Here is an 18,343-nt window from a genome sequence, read left to right as displayed (position 1 = left end):
TTACAAACTGTGATGCCGGTAGCTGGCCGGTTTATTTTCACCCGCTCACTTCATAACCGCCGGTTATGTTAAACACCCTTTAATTTCACTTTAAATTAACAAAACATTTACACACACTGCGAGTGGCGACATTACAACAACATGCCTCTCTACCGATAATATGGAGTACCCTCATGAACGAAAAATGGTCACCGCGCGAGGTCCTGCACCGCGACTACAGCAGCCATCCTCCCGCTTACGCCCCGGGCTATAAAACCAGCGTGCTGCGCTCGCCGCGCAATGCGCTCATTTCCCTGCAGAATTCCCTTTCTGAAATCACCGGACCGGTGTTCAGCAGCGACGATCTCGGCGCGCTCGATAACGACCTGATCCTCAACTACGCCAAAGACGGCCTGCCGATTGGCGAAAGGATAATCGTCCACGGCTACGTTCGCGATGGATTTGGCCGACCAATGAAAAATACGCTGGTCGAAGTCTGGCAGGCCAACGCGGGCGGACGCTACCGGCATAAGAAAGATCAATATCTGGCGCCTATCGACCCGAACTTTGGCGGCTGCGGACGGGTGCTGACCGACGAAAACGGCTACTATTGTTTCCGCACCATCAAGCCCGGCCCCTATCCGTGGCGCAACCAGGTAAGCGACTGGCGTCCGGCGCATATTCACTTTTCGCTCTCCGGCGACGCCTGGGCACAGCGCCTGATCACGCAGATGTATTTCGAAGGCGATCCGCTGATTAAACAGTGTCCTATTGTTAAAACCATCAATAACGATGATGCCATCAGGACATTAATCGCCGAGCTGGATACCCATGCCGCCGTACCGCTGGACTCTCTGGCTTACCGTTTTGATCTCGTGCTGCGCGGCCATCGCGCAACGCTGTTTGAAAACCGCACGCAGGGGGCCGCCCGATGAAAGATTATTTACCTGAAACCGCGTCACAAACCGCCGGCCCTTATGTGCATATCGGCCTCGCGCCGGACGCCGCCGGTTTCCATATCTTTGAGAAAAATTTTGGCCCGACGCTGACAACGGCAGACACCGAGGGCGAACGTATTACTATCGAAGGCAGAGTCATCGATGGCTCCGGCACGCCGGTGCGCGATGTGCTGCTGGAAATCTGGCAGGCCAACGCCGCCGGGCGCTATAACCATCCCGACGACCGACAGCAGGGCAAGAAGCTGGATGCGGCGTTTCGCGGCTGGGGACGCAGCTGCTCGGACTTCACCAGCGGCGTCTGGCGCTTCGAAACCATTAAACCCGGGGCCGTGGTAGGTCGCGATGGGCGCACCATGGCGCCGCACGTCAATCTGTGGGTGGTCGCCCGCGGGATTAATATTGGCCTCAACACGCGGATGTACTTTTCCGACGAGCAGGATGCCAACCAGGTCGACCCGGTGCTGAATCTGATTGAGTGGGAAGTGCGTCGCCAGACCCTCATCGCGCAGCGCGAGGTCCGCGGCGCGGAGATCGTGTATCGCTTCGATATTCACCTGCAGGGCGAAAACGAAACCGTCTTCTTCGATATCTGAGTTTTTTTTCCTTTTTCCGCCCCTGCCGGTCAGGGGCGACGCTATATGGCAAACTCAATAAAATCAACTTGTAAAATAATAATATAAAATGTTAATAATATTTTGCTATGAAGTTAACAATTTTAATCGCCCTTACTTGTCACTGGGACGCCTCTGTTTTTAACATTGATTATGCAAAAAAATGGTCTTTTCAGTCAGCGCATTCGCTTGCGCCATCTACATACTTTCGTGGCCGTCGCTCAACAGGGAACCCTTGGGCGTGCGGCTGAAACCTTAAATCTGAGTCAACCGGCCTTATCCAAAACGCTAAACGAACTGGAGCAGCTGACCGGTACCCGGCTGTTTGAGCGTGGACGCCTCGGCGCGCAGCTCACGCTGGTCGGCGAACAGTTTCTCACCCACGCGGTTAAAGTGCTCGACGCGCTCAATACCGCGGGACAGGCGCTAAACCGTAAAGAAGGCCTCAACAGCGATATCGTGCGCATCGGGGCGCTCCCCACCGCCGCGCTGGGGATCCTGCCCTCGGTGATCGGCCAGTTCCATCAGCAGCAAAAAGATATCACCCTGCAGGTGGCGACCATGAATAACACCATGCTGCTGGCCGGACTAAAATCGGGAGAAATCGATATCGGTATCGGACGGATGTCCGATCCGGAGTTGATGAGCGGGTTGAACTATGAACTGCTGTTTCTCGAATCCCTGAAGCTGGTGGTTCGTCCGGGGCATCCGCTGCTGCAGGAAACGGTTACGCTGAGTCGGGTCATGGAGTGGCCGGTGGTGGTTTCGCCCAAAGGTACGCTGCCGCGACAGAACGCCGAAACCCTGCTGCAAAGCCAGGGCTGCAAAATTCCGTCTGGCTGCATCGAGACGCTGTCGGCTTCCCTGTCGCGCCAGCTCACCGTCGATTACGACTACGTCTGGTTTGTCCCCTCCGGTGCGGTCAAAGACGACCTGCGCCGTGGGCTGCTGGCCGCGCTGCCGGTGCCCACCCAGGGCGCGGGCGAACCGATAGGTATTCTCACCCGGGTGGACGCCACGCTCACCGCGGGAACACAAACCCTGCTGAGCGCCATTCGTAAATCGATGCCCGTCTGATCGCCCTCTCCCCGACCGTTATCCGCGTCGGGGAAATCTGACCGCCTGATTTCCTTTTCGCACCCACCACATTCACCATAATAATCAATTAGTGCGAAATCATTCATTAACAATTGCGTAAATTTCTTTAACAGATCTATCATAGCCACGATTTCACCAAATGGTTCACTCGAAATCAATAACAGTAAAAAACCTGCTTTTATGAAGGTCAGAATCGCTTCATTCAAAAGCCTTCACTTGAGAAATTGATTCATCTGGTTCACGCCTGTTCAGGGGTGGTTAAGGAGAAAAAATGGCAACTGGCAACGCGCCGCGAGGATTCCCCCGGGTCCTGCAGTGGCTTCTCGCCGGGCTGATGCTGATCATCGGCCTGGCTATCGGTATTCTTGGTGCAAAGCTCGCCTCCGTTGGCGGGACCTTCTATTTTGCGATCATGGGCCTGGTGATGGTTATCGCCGCGGTGCTCATTTTCCGCAGCCGTCGCGGCGGTATCATACTGTACGCGATAGCGTTTATCGCCTCGATCGTCTGGGCCATTAGCGATGCCGGCTGGACCTACTGGCCGCTGTTCTCGCGCCTGTTCGCACTCGGTGTACTGGCCTTCCTTGCCGCGCTGGTCTGGCCGTTTCTGTCCCGGCAGCCGGCGAAAAAAGGGCCGTCGTTTGGCCTGGCAGCGGTGCTGGCGGTGGTACTGTTGGTCAGTTTCGGCTGGATGTTTAAATCCCAGCCGCTGGTCAGCGCCAGCGAGGCGGTGCCGGTTAAACCGGTCGCCGCGGGCGAGCAGCAGAAAAACTGGGCGCACTGGGGCAACACCACCCACGGCGACCGTTTCGCCGCCCTCGACCAGATTAACAAACAGAACGTTGACCAGCTGCAGGTTGCCTGGGTCGCCCACACCGGGGATATCCCGCAGAGCAACGGCTCCGGCGCGGAAGACCAGAATACGCCGCTGCAGATTGGCGATACGCTTTACGTCTGTACACCCTACAGCAAGGTGCTGGCGCTGGATGTCGATAGCGGTAAAGAGAAATGGCGCTATGATTCAAAAGCTACCGCGCCGAACTGGCAGCGCTGCCGCGGCTTAGGCTATTACGAAGAGAGCCAGGCCCAGGTTTCCCCTGCCGCCGACGCGCAGCCGGCCGCCTGCTCCCGCCGCCTGTTCCTGCCAACCACCGACGCCCGTCTGATCGCTATTGATGCCGATAACGGTAAACTGTGCGACGCCTTCGGCGACCACGGTATTGTGGACCTGAGCGTTGGCATGGGGGAAATCAAAGCGGGTTACTACCAGCAGACCTCCACGCCGCTGGTGGCGGGTAACGTGGTCGTGGTTGGCGGTCGCGTGGCGGATAACTTCTCCACCGGCGAACCCCCGGGCGTCGTTCGCGCCTATGATGTTCATACCGGCAAACTGGCGTGGGCATGGGATCCGGGCAACCCGAACCTGACCGGCGAACCGCCGGCAGGACAGACCTACACCCGCGGTACGCCGAACGTCTGGTCGGCCATGTCCTATGACGCGAAGCTGAATCTGATTTATCTGCCGACCGGTAACGCAACGCCGGACTTCTTTGGCGGCGAACGTACCGCGCTGGACGATAAATACAGTTCCTCCATCGTGGCCGTTGACGCCACGACCGGCCAGGTACGCTGGCATTATCAGACCACCCATCACGATCTCTGGGATTTCGACCTGCCTTCCCAGCCGCTGTTGTACGATCTGCCTGACGGTAAAGGCGGCACCACGCCGGTGCTGGTGCAAACCAGCAAGCAGGGCATGATCTTTATGCTAAACCGCGCCACCGGTGAACCGGTCGCCAAGGTTGAGGAACGTCCAGTCCCGGCGGGCAACGTCAAGGGCGAGCGCTACTCGCCGACCCAGCCCTACTCCGTCGGCATGCCAATGATCGGCAACGAGACGCTGACCGAGTCGGATATGTGGGGCGCGACGCCTGTCGACCTGCTGCTGTGCCGCATCCAGTTTAAAGAGATGCGTCACCAGGGCGTCTTCACCCCGCCGGGCGAGGATCGTTCGCTGCAGTATCCCGGCTCGCTGGGCGGGATGAACTGGGGCAGCGTGTCGGTTGACCCGAATAACAGCCTGATGTTCGTCAATGATATGCGCCTTGGCCTCGCCAACTATATGGTGCCGCGCGCCAAAGTGGCGAAGGACGCCAGCGGTATCGAAATGGGGATTGTGCCGATGGAGGGCACGCCGTTCGGCGCCATGCGCGAACGCTTCCTGTCTCCGCTGGGCATTCCGTGCCAGAAACCACCGTTCGGCACTATGTCAGCGGTTGATTTGAAAACCGGCAAACTGGTGTGGCAGGTTCCGGTGGGCACCGTTGAGGACACCGGCCCGCTGGGGATCCGCATGCACATGCCAATCCCTATCGGTATGCCGACACTGGGCGCCTCGTTATCAACCCAGTCCGGCCTGCTGTTCTTCGCGGGCACCCAGGACTTCTACCTGCGCGCGTTTGATACCGCCAACGGGAAAGAGATCTGGAAATCGCGTCTGCCGGTCGGCAGTCAATCCGGCCCGATGACCTACGTATCGCCGAAAACCGGCAAACAGTACATCATCATCAACGCGGGCGGCGCTCGCCAGTCGCCGGACCGCGGCGATTATATTATCGCCTACGCGCTTCCGCAGCAGAAGTAACCACCAGGGCCCCAAACGGGGCCCTTTTTGCTGGCAAAGCGCCTATCCCGGGAGCCGCACGGTGACGGCTGGCGCAAAAGCAAAATCATCTTCTCCCCCTAAGCAAGCCATTTTCATTCAGCTATGTTATTATTGCGAATGGTTATCAATAATAACAACTGAACAAGGATAATGGATGAAAAGTTCACCCTGCCGCCTGCTCGCAGGCACCTTCATGTTAGCCGCCGCCTCGGCTCAGGCGTTAAAAGCCCCGGAAGTGGACCTGCGCGATCCGACGATTTGGGAAGAGAAAGCGGCGTCTCCGCTCACCGCCAGCCCACAGCCCTGCGAGGTGTTCAGCGGCCCGCACTGCGCGGTCTGGGAAGATGAGAAATCGGATATTCAGCGTGAACGGGAGCGGCGGGAACAGCGGCGATGGCAGAATGGTTATGAAAACCTGCGGCGGGAGTAATCCCTCTTAAACGATAACCCGGGCATGCCCGGGTTATTTTTCACCAGGAAAATCAATTCTCGCCGAAATGAATGACGGTACGAATGGATTTACCTTCATGCATCAGATCAAACGCTTCGTTGATTTGATCCAGCGGCATACGGTGGGTAATAAACGGATCGAGGCGAATTTTCCCCGCCATCGCCTCTTCAACCATTCCCGGCAGCTGGGTACGCCCTTTCACGCCGCCGAACGCGGAGCCGCGCCAGACGCGCCCGGTGACCAGCTGGAATGGGCGGGTTTTAATCTCCTGGCCCGCGCCGGCAACGCCGATGATGACGCTTTCGCCCCAGCCTTTGTGGCAGCACTCCAGCGCCGCGCGCATCACGTTGACGTTACCGATACACTCGAAGCTAAAGTCGACGCCGCCGTCGGTGAGTTCAACAATCACATCCTGAACCGGCTTATCGTAATCATTCGGGTTGATAAAGTCGGTCGCGCCCATCTCTTTTGCGAGTGTGAATTTTTCCGGGTTGGTATCCACCGCCAGAATGCGCCCGGCTTTCGCCTGTACCGCGCCCTGGATCACCGCCAGGCCGATCCCGCCGAGGCCGAAGACGGCGACGGTATCGCCCTCTTTTACTTTCGCCGTATTGTGCACCGCGCCGATGCCGGTAGTGACGCCGCAGCCCAGCAGGCAGACTTTATCCAGCGGCGCCTGCGGGTTCACTTTTGCCAGCGAAATTTCGGCCACTACGGTGTATTCGCTGAAGGTGCTGGTCCCCATATAGTGATAAATCGGTTCACCGTTATAGGAGAAACGGGTGGTGCCGTCCGGCATCAGGCCTTTACCCTGAGTAGCGCGCACCGCCTGGCAGAGGTTAGTTTTGCCGGATTTACAGAACTTACACTCGCGGCATTCGGCGGTATACAGAGGAATAACGTGGTCGCCCGGCTGCAGGCTGGTCACGCCTTCCCCCACTTCAACGACAATCCCGCCGCCTTCATGGCCCAGTACCGCCGGGAAAACGCCTTCCGGATCGTCGCCTGAGAGGGTAAAGGCATCGGTGTGGCATACGCCGGTATGGGTGATTTTGACCAGCACTTCGCCTTTTTTTGGCGGCGCGACGTCAATCTCAACGATTGAAAGCGGCTGGCCTGGGCCAAACGCGACGGCTGCACGTGATTTCATATCTCTCTTCCTCGTGGTGATTTTATTTTAAATAGGACCGTAGCAGATGCCCGACTTCCGCCATTCTGGCGGCGCGCTGGTCTGGCGTCGTTTCGCCGCTGACCAGTTCATCCTGCAGATGAATTTCAACCATCTCTCCCATCAGGCCGTTGGCGGCGCCGCGAATTGAGGCGATTTGTTGCAGAATGGTCATACAGGGTTCGCCGGATTCCAGCGCCCGCTCGAGCGCTTCAACCTGGCCACGGATGCGCCTTACCCGACTGAGGGCACGCTTTTTATCTTCAGGTGAATGTGGCATGGTGACGCCCTCCATATCATATAGGGGGGTATACTATATTTATTGTTGCCATGAGGCAAATGGCTTCGCCGCTTTAACCGTAGCATAGCGGCGAGAATTTGCGCTTAGTCGAGGCTAAGGATCATCGATTCACAGCGTAAGTCGGCGTTCGCCATTTTCGAATGCCAGCGCTTTTCGCCGATTGAAGTGAATCCCAGGCGCAGATAAAAACCGGCCGCGTTTGGCGTTGCATCGAGGGTAATGTGCCTGAACTTGCGTTGTTTCTCCTCCCCGATGATGGCCGCCATAATCATGCTGGCGCAGCCTTTACCCTCCCACGTCGGCAAAGTAAATATGGCTTCAACGCTACCCGCTTTGATATCCAGATAGCCGCTGGCAACTGGCTTGCCCAGCCCATCATCAACAACAAAAAACGGATTATCGCGCACCGCATGGCGGTAACCTTCAGGCATGTTGTCGGGTGTCCAGGCCTGCAGGACTTCCGCAGCATAGCTTTCCCGGCAGCCGTGGCGAATCGCCTGATTACGAACCTCCCAAAGGGCCGGAGCCTCTTCTGCGATGGCATGTCTGACTTTCATACCCTTCCCCTTCGTTTTTATTGTTGATAACATTTTTATCACAATTAAAGTAAAGAGAGACAAAAAAACCCGCCGAAGCGGGTTTATCGAAGTTTAACGCCTGCGCGGCATCATCCTCAGCAGCGTGTTATCTTTCCAGAAGTAGTGGTGCAACAGCGCCGCCAGCGCGTGCAGGCCAATGATAAAGTAGCCGGTATTGGCCAGCAGCTCGTGCCACGCTTTCAGGGTATCCACCAGCTCAAAGTTGCTTTCCGCCGCGTGCGGCATGGTCAGGCCAAACGCGAACCACGGGTTACCGCGGTAGTACATCATGACCATGCCGATGGCCGGCAGCGCGATAAACAGCAGATAGATAACCAGATGCCCCAGATGTGCGAAGCCGGTCATCATCGGCGACGGCTTAGGCACAATTGGCGGCGCCGGGGATTTGAGACGCACCAACAGGCGCACCACCATCAGAACAAAAATAGAAATCCCGCAGGAGACGTGAATCATATTGATGACGGGCCGCGCGCTGCGGGGGAAAAAGCCCCGCAGCTCCATCGCCGCGTAAGCGCCTATCACTAAAAGAAACACCAGCCAGTGGATGCCAATTTGCAGGCCAGAATATTTATCGCGCATGAGAAACCCTTAATAAAACGGTGATATCGCCAACATAAACACCTTTTATTAAAAATTCATTAACTTTTACGTACTTATAAAAAAACAATTGTCGGTTTCACGCATTTAATGCAAAAGCGGCGAGTTATCCCCGGCGCAGGAATACGGGGAACGTATACCTCGGCCTTGACGCTGTATATAATCACAGTACAATACTCCCTGCTATTACCATAAACGGGATAAAAAATGTTCGTAGAGCTGATTTATGACAAAAGAAATTTCGAGGGATTGGCCGGCGCTAAAGAGATCATTCTTAATGAACTGACGAAGCGAGTGCATCGCATTTTTCCCGATGCCGACGTCCGCGTTAAGCCGATGATGACCCTGGCTTCCATCCATACTGACGCCAGCAAGCACGAGAAGGAGCAGATCAGCCGCGCCGTGCAGGAGATGTTCGAAGAAGCCGATATGTGGATGCAGGAAGATTAACGGACGAGTGTTGAGGAAACGATGAACACTTTCAGCATAATAGCCATCCCCCTCTTTGCCGCAGCGGTGGTGATGTTGACGTTGGGGGCGACCCGGAAAAACCGTGCCTGCGCTATCGTCGGCGGCGTTTTGATGGCCGCGACCGTGGTTAACGCGGTGACCGGCATGGCGCTACAGGGCGGGTAACAGAATGAGTTTTGTCTGGTACATGGCGCTGATATGCATTGTGATAGCGTATCTTATGATGACCTTCCTCCCCGTTTAATCCCGGGTTTTCGCCTACCCGGGCTTCTTCTACCGGCGGGATCATACCCCCTTGCGCACCAGCGTTGCCGCCTGCATAAAAATCTCGTCCTCGACGCCATCCCCCTTCTGCCTGCCCAGCCTCACCAGTTCTTCAACAATGCTTTCCCGGTTGATTGGCTTCTGGCCAGAGACCAGGCCAATAACCGCCGCGCCAATGGCAAGACCAATCAGCCCCGTTTGCTCTTCTTTGTTCTTCATCGTTCCGCTCCGTTATGCCCGAAAAAAGTTTAGCAGCCGCATCAGCGACTGCAACCCGGGCCTCCACGGGGGTTGATACCCGCGGAATCGTCTTCAAAAGCAGTACGGATTCCGGGTCAGGCAAAGCCTGTCTCCGGCTCGTTAGCCCGTTGAGGGACGCTAAAAAGTGTGAAGTTGATCAAAAACAACAAAATGACGGGCCGAGAGGCGTATTGGTATTACGTCCGCGCCGGGGGCAGCCCGGCGCGAGAAGCGATTGTTACCACCCGATGATTAAAAGGAGAAATCAGCATGATCACTTACGATCGTAACCGCAATCCTATTACTAACGGCAGCCAGGTGATGATTAACGGGACGGGTAAAACCGGTAAAATTATCGCTATCCACGCTACGGGCTTAACGCCAGCCCAGCTGCGCCGTAATAAGACAGTCGAAGTGGAAGGGACGGAAGGTAAGTTCGAGCCCGTTGAACTGATCCGCCTTGGTCTCCACTAAGGAAGCGCAAGCCGCCGCGGCATCAGCCAGACGCCGAATATCGGCTGGCGACGCCGGGCGGTTCCCTACCGGCGCTCGGCGCCATGGCTGGTCTTCGCCTGATACATGCGCCGGTCCGCCACCGCAACGATCTCATTGAGGCTATGATGCGTTGCAGGATCGTATTCAACGCAGCCCCAGGAAAAGGCCAGCTGCCACGGATTGCCCGCCTGTTGATTATATTCAGCAACGTTATTGCTTAGCTGCGCCATCGCGATGCCCGCCGCCTGCTGGGCAGTATTAGCAAGCAGGATAATAAACTCATCTCCGCCCTGCCTGGCAATGATATCCGACTCCCGGAAGGTGGCTTTCATCAAATCAGCCATCGCCGTCAGGGCTTTATCCCCCTGTTCATGACCCCAGGTATCGTTAATCAGCTTAAAGCGATCGAGATCGATAAATACGAGGCTCGCCGGTTCATTGCGCCGCCTGGCCGTCAGCAGCGCGTACTCCGCTAACGACATAAAACCCCGGCGGTTGAACAGCCCCGTCAGCTCATCGGCGGTCGCCGCGTCGAGCACCTTGAATTCATCTTCAACGATGGCGGCCAGGTCGCTTAATATTTGTATCTCATGCACGGAAAAGGCGCGCGGCTTGTGGTCCATCAGGCAGAACGCGCCGACCGTCGCGCCGTCAGGCAGCTGTACCGGGTATCCGGCATAAAAGCGGATAAAAGGCGCTTCCGTGACCAGCGGGTTATCGTGAAAGCGCAGATCCTGCTGCAGGTCATTAACGATTAAAGGGTCGGTCTGCAGAATAGTATGCGCGCAGAACGTGATATCCCTCGGCAGGGTATCGACTTCAAGTCCGGCGCAGGATTTAACATGCAGGGTATTTTCTCCCACGAGGCTAACCGACGCCACCGGCAGATCGTAGAGCGTACGCGCAAGCCGGGTCAGGCGATCGAAACGCTCTTCTTTTCCGCTATTAAGTAATCCGGATGCCCGCAGCGATTGCAGGCGACGCAGTTCATCGGGATGGAGTCCGGCTAATTTCAATTTTTCTCTCTTACGTTATCAGGATAGATGACGCTGCGCTTACCACTGAAGCGCGCATCAGGCTGTTAACAGACGATTCACATTTGTTGTCTCATGAGTTAAGCATATATCGCTGACTCGTCAAACGAGACATCAGGTTCGTTCCGTCGCGGCCCACTCCCTCAGCCTCTCTTTCAGCCACTGACTCGCGCCGCGCTGCCCGCTCCGCTTGTGGGAATAGATTTTCACTTCAAACGGCGGAACCTCAAACGGTAATTCAAAGACCTTCAGCGTCGCCGCGTCAGTCATTTTTGCCGCGGCAGAGCGCGGTATCGCCATAAGCAGTTCACTTTGCGCAATAATAGCTGGCGCGCTCAGCATAGAGGGGGTTTTGATGGTGATATGCCGCGAGAAGCCCATTTTCGCAAGCTGCACGTCGAGAACGCCCTGGCTTTCATTCCACGGGGTGACTACCAGATGCTGTGCTGCCAGGTAGTCCGTCAGCGTGAGCCGGGATCGCCTGGCGCTGCTTATCGCAACATAATCATCTTTCAGCCAGCAAATCTCATCCAGCTCCGGATGCTCTGCTTCATCCAGCGCGCTAAATCCCAGCGCTAAATCCACCTCGCCGGCCAGCAGTTCCGTCAGCGCCGGGCTGTGCGGCAGATAGCGCAGTTCGAAACGCAGGCCTGGCGCCTGTTGCTGTAGCCTGGGCATCAGCGTCGGGAAAACGCACTGCGCGGTGAAGTCCGTGATCGCTATCTGTAGGCAGTCGGTACTGGCTGAGGCAACAAACTTCGGCTGCGGAGTAAGCTCCTGATCTAAAAACTTGAGCGCCGAAGCGATGGAAGGCGCGAGCTGGGTGGCGTATACGCTGGGGCACATACGATGACCTTCGCGATAGAAAAGCGGGTCGTTGAGCGCGGCGCGCAGTCTGGATAGCGCGTGGCTTAACGCTGATGTGCTCATCGCCAGCTCTTCCGCCGCCAGGCGGACCGAACGATAGCGGTAGACCGCCTCAAATACCGGCAGCAGATTCAAATCAAGACGGCGAAGCGCAGGATGCATAATATTCATCATTGGGTGATTTCATTGCACTTAATTCTTCTAACCTTAACGTTTATGCTTGGCGGTATCAAACTCACGATGGCACAACAGGTACTCCAATGAATATGACCATTCGTCAGGCCCGCCCGGCGGACGCAAAAGCAATTTATGACATGATTTACGAGCTTGCGGTTTATGAAAAAGCGCCGGAGCAGGTGGTCACCACGGTAGATGAAATCCAGGCATCGCTTTTCGCCAGCGACAGCAAAACGGAAGCGCTAATCTGCGAGATTGACAATAAGGTTGCCGGGTACGCGGTGTTCTTCACCAGCTATTCCACCTGGCTCGGTCGAAACGGCATCTATATGGAAGATCTGTACGTCACTCCCGAATTTCGCGGTCGCGGCGCTGGAAAAGCGCTATTGCGAACCATCGCTCAGCTGGCGGTAAAAAGAGAGTGCGGTCGCCTGGAGTGGAGCGTGCTCGACTGGAACCAACCGGCCATTGATTTTTATCTGAGCATTGGCGCCGTTGCGCAAAGTGAGTGGGTTCGCTATCGCCTTGACGGCGCCGCGCTTGCCGCTTTTGCTGAACGGGGCGGGAACGCCGAATAATCGGCCACCCGGCGGGCCCTTCCCGGGCCCATCTTTTCAACCCCTTGCCAATATGCCCGCGGCGTATAAAGCTGAAACAAAAAATTATTAACCCTTAATGCCCCGCCCACAACCCGCCGAATTTATTCACTTTTCCGTACGCGTTTTTATCAGCATTTAACGGCGCCGGAAAAATCGTTGGTTGCCCTATTCCGCCAGCTGAACTAAGCCTGGAGAAGTTTTCACCTGACAGTTCAACTGACCTGGAGATTCTTCATGAGTAAACTCGGGATTAATGGATTTGGGCGTATTGGACGTTTAGTACTGCGCCGATTACTGGAGGTTAATAGTCCTTTAGAGGTCGTCGCTATCAACGACCTCACCTCCCCCAAGGTACTGGCCTACCTGCTTAAGCATGATTCTAACTACGGACCATTCCCGTGGAGCGTCGATTTTACTGAAGATGCGCTTATCGTTGACGGCAAAAAAATTACCGTTTATGCCGAAAAAGAGGCTCAGCATATTCCGTGGAAAGCGGTCGGTGCCGAGCTGATTGTCGAGTGTACGGGTTTTTATACCTCCGCGGAAAAAGCGCAAGCTCATCTGACCGCCGGCGCTAAAAAAGTGCTTATCTCCGCGCCCGCTGGCGATATGAAAACCATTGTCTATAACGTTAACGACGACACGCTGGAGGCAAACGATACGATTATTTCCGTGGCCTCCTGCACCACCAACTGCCTGGCGCCGATGGCGAAAGTGCTGAATGACGCCTTTGGTATTAAGGTGGGGACCATGACCACGATTCACGCCTATACCGGTACGCAATCGCTGGTTGACGGCCCCCGCGGCAAAGATCTACGCGCTTCCCGCGCGGCGGCGGAAAATATCATTCCGCATACAACCGGGGCGGCGAAAGCTATCGGGCTGGTTATTCCAGCGCTTAGCGGCAAGCTGAAGGGCCACGCCCAGCGCGTGCCGACGAAAACCGGGTCGGTGACTGAGCTGGTGTCGGTGCTGGAGAAAAAGGTCTCCGCCGAAGAAGTCAATCAGGCGATGAAAAACGCGGCGACGAACAACGAATCATTCGGTTACACCGAAGAGGAGATCGTCTCGTCGGACGTGATTGGCAGCCATTTCGGTTCCATTTATGACGCCACGCAGCTGGAGATTGCCGAGGTTGGCGATCTCCAGCTGGTGAAAACCGTCTCCTGGTACGATAACGAGTATGGCTTCGTTACCCAGCTTATCCGCGTACTGGATAAGTTCGCCAAATAAATCCCGGGGGCGGCGCAACGCGCCTTGCCCGGGCTACAGGTACGTGCGGCCTGCGTTTGGGTAGCCCGGGTAAGGCGTCAGCCGGGAGGCGTCAGCCGGGAGGCGGTCTGCGGGCTGGGTGGCCCGGACAGATGCGCAGCATCGCCTCCGGGAAGCCCACCGGTTCTCTGCTGACTCAGGCCTGCAGATAGACCACCTGGGTTTGCAGATACTCATTCAGACCATGACGCCCGTCGGCGCCGCCGATGCCCGATTTACGCCATCCGGCATGGAAACCCTGCATCGCTTCGAAATTCTCGCGATTAATATAGGTTTCACCAAACTTCAACCCTTTGATCGCCTTCATCGCGACGTTCAAATCGCGGGTATAGATTGACGACGTCAGCCCGTAATCGCTGTCGTTGGCCATCGCCAGCGCTTCTTCAAGGGTATCAAACGCCACCACCGGCAGCACCGGGCCGAACGTCTCTTCATGCACGATATCCATCTCCTGGCGCACGTCCAGCAGCAGCGTCGGCGGATAGAAATAGCCCTTACCCGTCACCGCTTTCCCACCCAGGACAACGCGCGCGCCCTGGGCCACCGCTTTCGCCACCTTCTGCTCCACGCGCTCCAGCGCGGCGGCGTTAATCAACGGTCCCATTGCGATATCGTCGCGAGACGCCGGATCGCCAAACTGCACCGCCTTCAGCGCTTCGCCCAGACGGTTAACGAAGCGATCGTAAATGCCCTTTTGCACATATACGCGCTCAACGCAGTTACACACCTGCCCGCTATTAATTACGCGAGAATCCACCACCGCCTTAACCGCCAGCTCAAGATCCGCATCGTCCATCACGATAGCGGGCGCTTTACCGCCCAGCTCCAGACACACTTTGGTGATGTTTTTCGCCGCTGCGGCCATAATCTTCTCGCCCGCGGCAACGCTGCCGGTCATGCTGACCATCGCCACTTTCGGATTGCTCGCCAGCTCCTGGCCCACGGTTTCGCCGCGCCCCAGCACCAGGTTAAAGACCCCTTTCGGCAGGCCGATATCATGGACGATTTGCGCAAAAGCGATGGCGTTATTCGGCGTAAATTCACTCGGTTTAATCACGATGGTATTACCGGTAATGAGCGCCGGCGCCAGCTTGCGGGCAATCAGGAAGAACGGAAAATTCCACGGCAGAATGCCGGTGGTCACGCCCAGCGCGCGCTTGAATACCAGAATATTTTCCCCCGGCCGGTCGCTCTGTACAATTTCACCTTCATAACGGCGCGCCCATTCGGCCATATAATCCATATAATCGGCGGTAAAGGAGACCTCCACCGCGGCCAGCTGCTGTATTTTTCCGCCCTCGGCGACGATCAGCGCGGCGATCTCCTCGGCCCGCTCGCGGATACCGGCAGCGATTTTGCGCAGCCACCCCGCTCGTTCAATCGCCGGCAGGGCTTCCCAGCCCGGCTGCGCGCGCTCAGCGGCCAGAATCGCGCGCCGGGCATCTTCCGCACTGCCGTCGGGAATACGCGAAAGCAGCGCTTCCGTCGCCGGATTGATCACATCAATCCATGCATCACCGCGGCCGGGTTCAAACTGGCCGTCAATATACATAGGGTGTTGAACGGGTGCTGTCATGGTCTGCTCCTCAGGATTATTGTTTTTAACAGGTGAATTAGATGTTAAAAATTATCGTCCATCAGGCAAAGGGACAGCATGAGCGCTTGTTTTTGTGAGATATTTCATAAAAACGGAGCAATCCGGGGCGTAAAAAATCACAATTCAATAACAGATGATGCCCGTTTGCGATATCGCTAACGCAAACGGGCAGGATGAGAGTTACCGGCTAATAGGTCCTGCGTTCGAAGGGGAAATGCGGGCTGGCTATCATGGCATGCCGCGCCATTCCCTAAGCCAGCTGACGCGCGCTTAGCGCATCGGAGAGCAGGCGGTCGTCGCGCAGCGTCTGCCACGCCTGAGCGATGTGCGGCGGAATATCCACATGAGCGATAAATCCCTTACCCAGGGGGCCGTAGCCCTGCGGGTTATCCGCCAGCCGCGGTAGTTCACCGAGGATTAGCGCCAGATAGCGCCCCACCGGCCACAGACCCGCCTCTTTCCCGCTGAACGTGACGCCGTCACGCCCGTTACACAACACCGGTGAACAGCCCGGCGCGCTGTACCACGTCGGCGCACGCGGGTCGTCTTGCCAGACGCGGGCAAATGTCGCCATCGTTCGCCGCTGCATGGTCGGATCCTGAACCACCACGCCCGTACGGTGCGCAATGCCGTTGTGCTCCAGCATCTGCCGGGTAAAACGCGCGTTCTCGCCGCAGTTGGTGGAGCGGTCTTCCACCACGATTCGTTGGCGCGGAATCGCCCAGAACTGATGGGCAATGTCGGCCAGAATATGCGCCTCGGCGCGATCATCTACCGGAATGGTGCGGTAGCGCGGGTCATTCAACACCGACTGGTATAAAAACGAGGTGGAGTGGCCGATACCGCCGCTGATCAGCAGAGGAACGGCGTGATGCGCCGCCAGCCGGCAGGCGAAATCAATGGTCGGGATCACCGCATTGCCTGCCAGCACCACCAGCTCTATTTGCGGATCCTGCGGTAAATCATCCTGCGCCAGCCAGGCCCCCAGCTGATTCGCCGCGGCCAGTACCGCCTCCGGCAGCGATGGAAAATGCTCTGACATGTTCTCTCCTTTTAGCGTTCTTAGCCTGACATTAACGGCCACCATCTTAGACGGTACAGCGTACTTTGGGGTAATAAAGTGCGAACAGAATACCCACGCCCGTTAAGCAACAAAGTCAACACATATACATAGCGTTTTATTCACTTTTTGAAGAGGGTCAAGATTCTGATAAATAGAGATAAAGGGTCACAACTACGGCTTTAATGCACAAAGATGCATATTCATCCATTGATGACCTTGTTTTCCGTTTTTTTATTCATAAAAAGCCGAACCCCAGCCGCAACGACAGCATATTCTGCATTTTTGCCAAATACCGTCCCATTAAATTGGTGATAACATTCTCGTTACAGAGTTTATAGCTGTACCTTTCCACGGTTAACAAAATAATTATCACTGCGAAACAGGACTCTTATGGAAAAGTTATCTTACGCTTCTGAAAGTAGTACATCTCCATGGACCACCTACCTGCGTCAAATCGATCGCGTTGCGCCTTACCTCGGCGATCTCGCCTACTGGATTGAAACCCTGCGCCATCCGAAACGCGCGCTGATCGTTGATATTCCGGTACAAATGGATGATGGCACTATCCGCCACTTCGAAGGCTACCGCGTCCAGCACAACCTCTCGCGTGGACCGGGTAAAGGCGGCGTGCGCTACCATCCGGATGTCGATTTGAATGAAGTGATGGCGCTTTCAGCCTGGATGACCATCAAGTGTGCGGCAGTCAATATTCCCTACGGCGGCGCCAAGGGCGGTATCCGCGTCGATCCGTTCTCATTATCAGAAGGTGAACTGGAACGTTTGACCCGTCGTTATACCAGCGAGATCGGCATTATCATCGGGCCGCAAAAAGATATTCCGGCGCCGGACGTTGGTACCAACGGTAAAGTGATGGCCTGGATGATGGATACTTACTCCATGAACCACGGCACCACCATCACCGGCGTGGTCACCGGCAAGCCTATTCACCTCGGCGGTTCGCTGGGCCGTGAAAAAGCCACCGGCCGCGGCGTATTCGTCACCGGTCGCGAAGTGGCTCGCCGCAGCGGTATCGAAATCGAGGGTGCCAAAGTCGCGCTGCAGGGTTTTGGTAACGTGGGCAGCGAAGCGGCCCGCCTGTTCGCAGGCGTCGGCGCGCGGATTGTGGTGATTCAGGACCACACCGCCACGCTGTATAACGAGGGCGGCATTGATATGGCCGCGCTGACCGCATGGCAGGCGGAGAACAAGCAAATTGCCGGCTTCCCGGGCGCCCGCGAAATTGACAAAGAAGCGTTCTGGACGACGCCGATGGATATTCTGATCCCGGCGGCGCTGGAAGGTCAGATTACGCGCGAGCGCGCGGAAACCCTCAGCTGCAAACTGGTGCTTGAAGGCGCTAACGGCCCGACCTATCCGGAAGCGGACGACGTGCTGGCCGAGCGCGGCATCGTGGTGGTGCCGGACGTTATCTGTAATGCCGGCGGCGTCACCGTGAGCTACTTCGAATGGGTGCAGGATATGGCCAGCTTCTTCTGGAGCGAAGAAGAGATCAACGCCAAAATGGACCGTATCATGACCGATGCGATCGTTCACGTTTACGAAAAAGCGGTGGAAAAAGCGTGCTCTTTGCGTACCGCCGCCTATATCGTGGCCTGTGAGCGAATTCTGATGGCGCGTAAAGATCGCGGTATTTATCCGGGATAATCTCCCCTCTCAGCCCGGTTAATGCCGGGCTGAGATCAGAATTCTCTTCCCCCTCCCAAAGCATCTTCCACAATAAACGCACATACCGTTAACCTGTTTTTATCAATCAGGCTTGAATTCTCGTTCTGGTCAGGCAAAAATCATTAGAGCTCTAACGATATTGCAGACTGA

At 56.3% G+C, this 18,343-nt stretch carries 20 protein-coding genes; 11 read left to right on the top strand and 9 right to left on the bottom strand.

What is annotated here, in order from left to right; translation table 11 throughout:
* The first annotated feature begins 173 nt into the window (after positions 1-173).
* The 5 genes from pcaH (at position 174) to SIK97_RS19655 (ending at position 5,742) form a co-directional block, all read left to right on the top strand.
* Positions 174-914, top strand: coding sequence for a protocatechuate 3,4-dioxygenase subunit beta (pcaH, locus tag SIK97_RS19675; protein WP_032749246.1), 741 nt, complete (start codon positions 174-176; stop codon positions 912-914).
* Positions 911-1,531, top strand: coding sequence for a protocatechuate 3,4-dioxygenase subunit alpha (gene pcaG, locus SIK97_RS19670; protein WP_004850549.1), 621 nt, complete (start codon positions 911-913; stop codon positions 1,529-1,531). Before pcaH ends, pcaG begins: the two co-directional genes overlap by 4 nt.
* Positions 1,532-1,702: 171 nt before the next feature.
* Positions 1,703-2,626, top strand: coding sequence for a LysR substrate-binding domain-containing protein (locus SIK97_RS19665; RefSeq protein WP_004850547.1), 924 nt, complete (start codon positions 1,703-1,705; stop codon positions 2,624-2,626).
* A gap of 292 nt (positions 2,627-2,918) precedes the next feature.
* Positions 2,919-5,291: a membrane-bound PQQ-dependent dehydrogenase, glucose/quinate/shikimate family gene (locus SIK97_RS19660; RefSeq protein WP_032749248.1), complete on the top strand. Its 2,373-nt coding sequence runs from the start codon at positions 2,919-2,921 to the stop codon at positions 5,289-5,291.
* 175 nt (positions 5,292-5,466) lie between these two features.
* Complete coding sequence (locus SIK97_RS19655) at positions 5,467-5,742, top strand: hypothetical protein (protein ID WP_025107907.1); 276 nt, start codon at positions 5,467-5,469, stop codon at positions 5,740-5,742.
* A 52-nt stretch (positions 5,743-5,794) separates the two neighbouring features.
* On the opposite strand, the gene SIK97_RS19650 is transcribed toward SIK97_RS19655, so the two are convergent.
* The 4 genes from SIK97_RS19650 to cybB all read right to left on the bottom strand — a co-directional run bounded on the left by SIK97_RS19650 (position 5,795) and on the right by cybB (position 8,410).
* A complete protein-coding gene (locus SIK97_RS19650; RefSeq protein ID WP_014229209.1) occupies positions 5,795-6,913 on the bottom strand; it encodes an S-(hydroxymethyl)glutathione dehydrogenase/class III alcohol dehydrogenase in 1,119 nt (372 codons plus the stop codon).
* Positions 6,914-6,935: 22 nt separating this feature from the next.
* Entirely contained in the window at positions 6,936-7,211 is a 276-nt protein-coding gene (locus SIK97_RS19645; RefSeq protein WP_004101746.1) for a metal/formaldehyde-sensitive transcriptional repressor, read from the bottom strand.
* A 104-nt stretch (positions 7,212-7,315) separates the two neighbouring features.
* Positions 7,316-7,789: a GNAT family N-acetyltransferase gene (locus SIK97_RS19640; RefSeq protein ID WP_057173852.1), complete on the bottom strand. Its 474-nt coding sequence runs from the start codon at positions 7,787-7,789 to the stop codon at positions 7,316-7,318.
* A 93-nt stretch (positions 7,790-7,882) separates the two neighbouring features.
* Positions 7,883-8,410, bottom strand: a complete 528-nt coding sequence (gene cybB / locus SIK97_RS19635) for a cytochrome b561 (protein WP_025107908.1) — start codon at positions 8,408-8,410, stop codon at positions 7,883-7,885.
* Between the two features lie 225 nt (positions 8,411-8,635).
* Here cybB and SIK97_RS19630 point away from each other — a divergent pair, with 225 nt between their 5' ends.
* Together SIK97_RS19630 and SIK97_RS19625 are read left to right on the top strand one after the other, a co-directional pair.
* Positions 8,636-8,878 (top strand): DinI-like family protein, encoded by a 243-nt coding sequence (locus tag SIK97_RS19630; protein ID WP_032749252.1) that lies wholly within the window; start codon positions 8,636-8,638, stop codon positions 8,876-8,878.
* 21 nt (positions 8,879-8,899) lie between these two features.
* Positions 8,900-9,064, top strand: a complete 165-nt coding sequence (locus SIK97_RS19625) for a hypothetical protein (protein ID WP_004850538.1) — start codon at positions 8,900-8,902, stop codon at positions 9,062-9,064.
* A gap of 120 nt (positions 9,065-9,184) precedes the next feature.
* On the opposite strand, the gene SIK97_RS19620 is transcribed toward SIK97_RS19625, so the two are convergent.
* Entirely contained in the window at positions 9,185-9,382 is a 198-nt protein-coding gene (locus SIK97_RS19620; protein ID WP_014229206.1) for a hypothetical protein, read from the bottom strand.
* 291 nt (positions 9,383-9,673) lie between these two features.
* Between SIK97_RS19620 and ydfZ the strand changes: the two genes are divergently transcribed.
* Positions 9,674-9,877 carry a putative selenium delivery protein YdfZ gene (gene ydfZ, locus SIK97_RS19615; protein WP_004850536.1) on the top strand — a complete coding sequence of 68 codons (204 nt, stop codon included), beginning with the start codon at positions 9,674-9,676 and terminating at the stop codon, positions 9,875-9,877.
* 65 nt (positions 9,878-9,942) lie between these two features.
* Here the strand turns inward: ydfZ and SIK97_RS19610 are convergent, their stop codons facing one another.
* Complete coding sequence (locus tag SIK97_RS19610; protein ID WP_014229205.1) at positions 9,943-10,914, bottom strand: sensor domain-containing diguanylate cyclase; 972 nt, start codon at positions 10,912-10,914, stop codon at positions 9,943-9,945.
* A 132-nt stretch (positions 10,915-11,046) separates the two neighbouring features.
* Positions 11,047-11,970: a LysR family transcriptional regulator gene (locus SIK97_RS19605; protein WP_162557344.1), complete on the bottom strand. Its 924-nt coding sequence runs from the start codon at positions 11,968-11,970 to the stop codon at positions 11,047-11,049.
* 89 nt (positions 11,971-12,059) lie between these two features.
* Here SIK97_RS19605 and SIK97_RS19600 point away from each other — a divergent pair, with 89 nt between their 5' ends.
* Together SIK97_RS19600 and gap are read left to right on the top strand one after the other, a co-directional pair.
* Positions 12,060-12,554 (top strand): GNAT family N-acetyltransferase, encoded by a 495-nt coding sequence (locus SIK97_RS19600; protein ID WP_014838362.1) that lies wholly within the window; start codon positions 12,060-12,062, stop codon positions 12,552-12,554.
* A gap of 255 nt (positions 12,555-12,809) precedes the next feature.
* The gene (gene gap / locus SIK97_RS19595; RefSeq protein ID WP_004850532.1) at positions 12,810-13,808 is read left to right on the top strand and encodes a type I glyceraldehyde-3-phosphate dehydrogenase; all 999 of its coding nucleotides are present in this window, start codon (positions 12,810-12,812) and stop codon (positions 13,806-13,808) included.
* A 175-nt stretch (positions 13,809-13,983) separates the two neighbouring features.
* Here gap and aldA read toward each other — a convergent pair whose 3' ends face one another.
* Together aldA and SIK97_RS19585 are read right to left on the bottom strand one after the other, a co-directional pair.
* Entirely contained in the window at positions 13,984-15,423 is a 1,440-nt protein-coding gene (gene aldA / locus SIK97_RS19590) for an aldehyde dehydrogenase (RefSeq protein ID WP_032749259.1), read from the bottom strand.
* Between the two features lie 271 nt (positions 15,424-15,694).
* Positions 15,695-16,486: a YdcF family protein gene (locus SIK97_RS19585; RefSeq protein ID WP_032749261.1), complete on the bottom strand. Its 792-nt coding sequence runs from the start codon at positions 16,484-16,486 to the stop codon at positions 15,695-15,697.
* 411 nt (positions 16,487-16,897) lie between these two features.
* Here SIK97_RS19585 and SIK97_RS19580 point away from each other — a divergent pair, with 411 nt between their 5' ends.
* Positions 16,898-18,172 carry a Glu/Leu/Phe/Val family dehydrogenase gene (locus SIK97_RS19580; RefSeq protein ID WP_014229200.1) on the top strand — a complete coding sequence of 425 codons (1,275 nt, stop codon included), beginning with the start codon at positions 16,898-16,900 and terminating at the stop codon, positions 18,170-18,172.
* Positions 18,173-18,343: the final 171 nt, after the last annotated feature.

It is taken from the genome of Klebsiella sp. JN_Kp126, from assembly GCF_033843325.1.
GTDB lineage: Bacteria > Pseudomonadota > Gammaproteobacteria > Enterobacterales > Enterobacteriaceae > Klebsiella > Klebsiella michiganensis.
The sequence above is the reverse complement of the archived record's forward strand: the minus strand, read 5'-3'. Positions and strand labels throughout refer to the sequence as shown.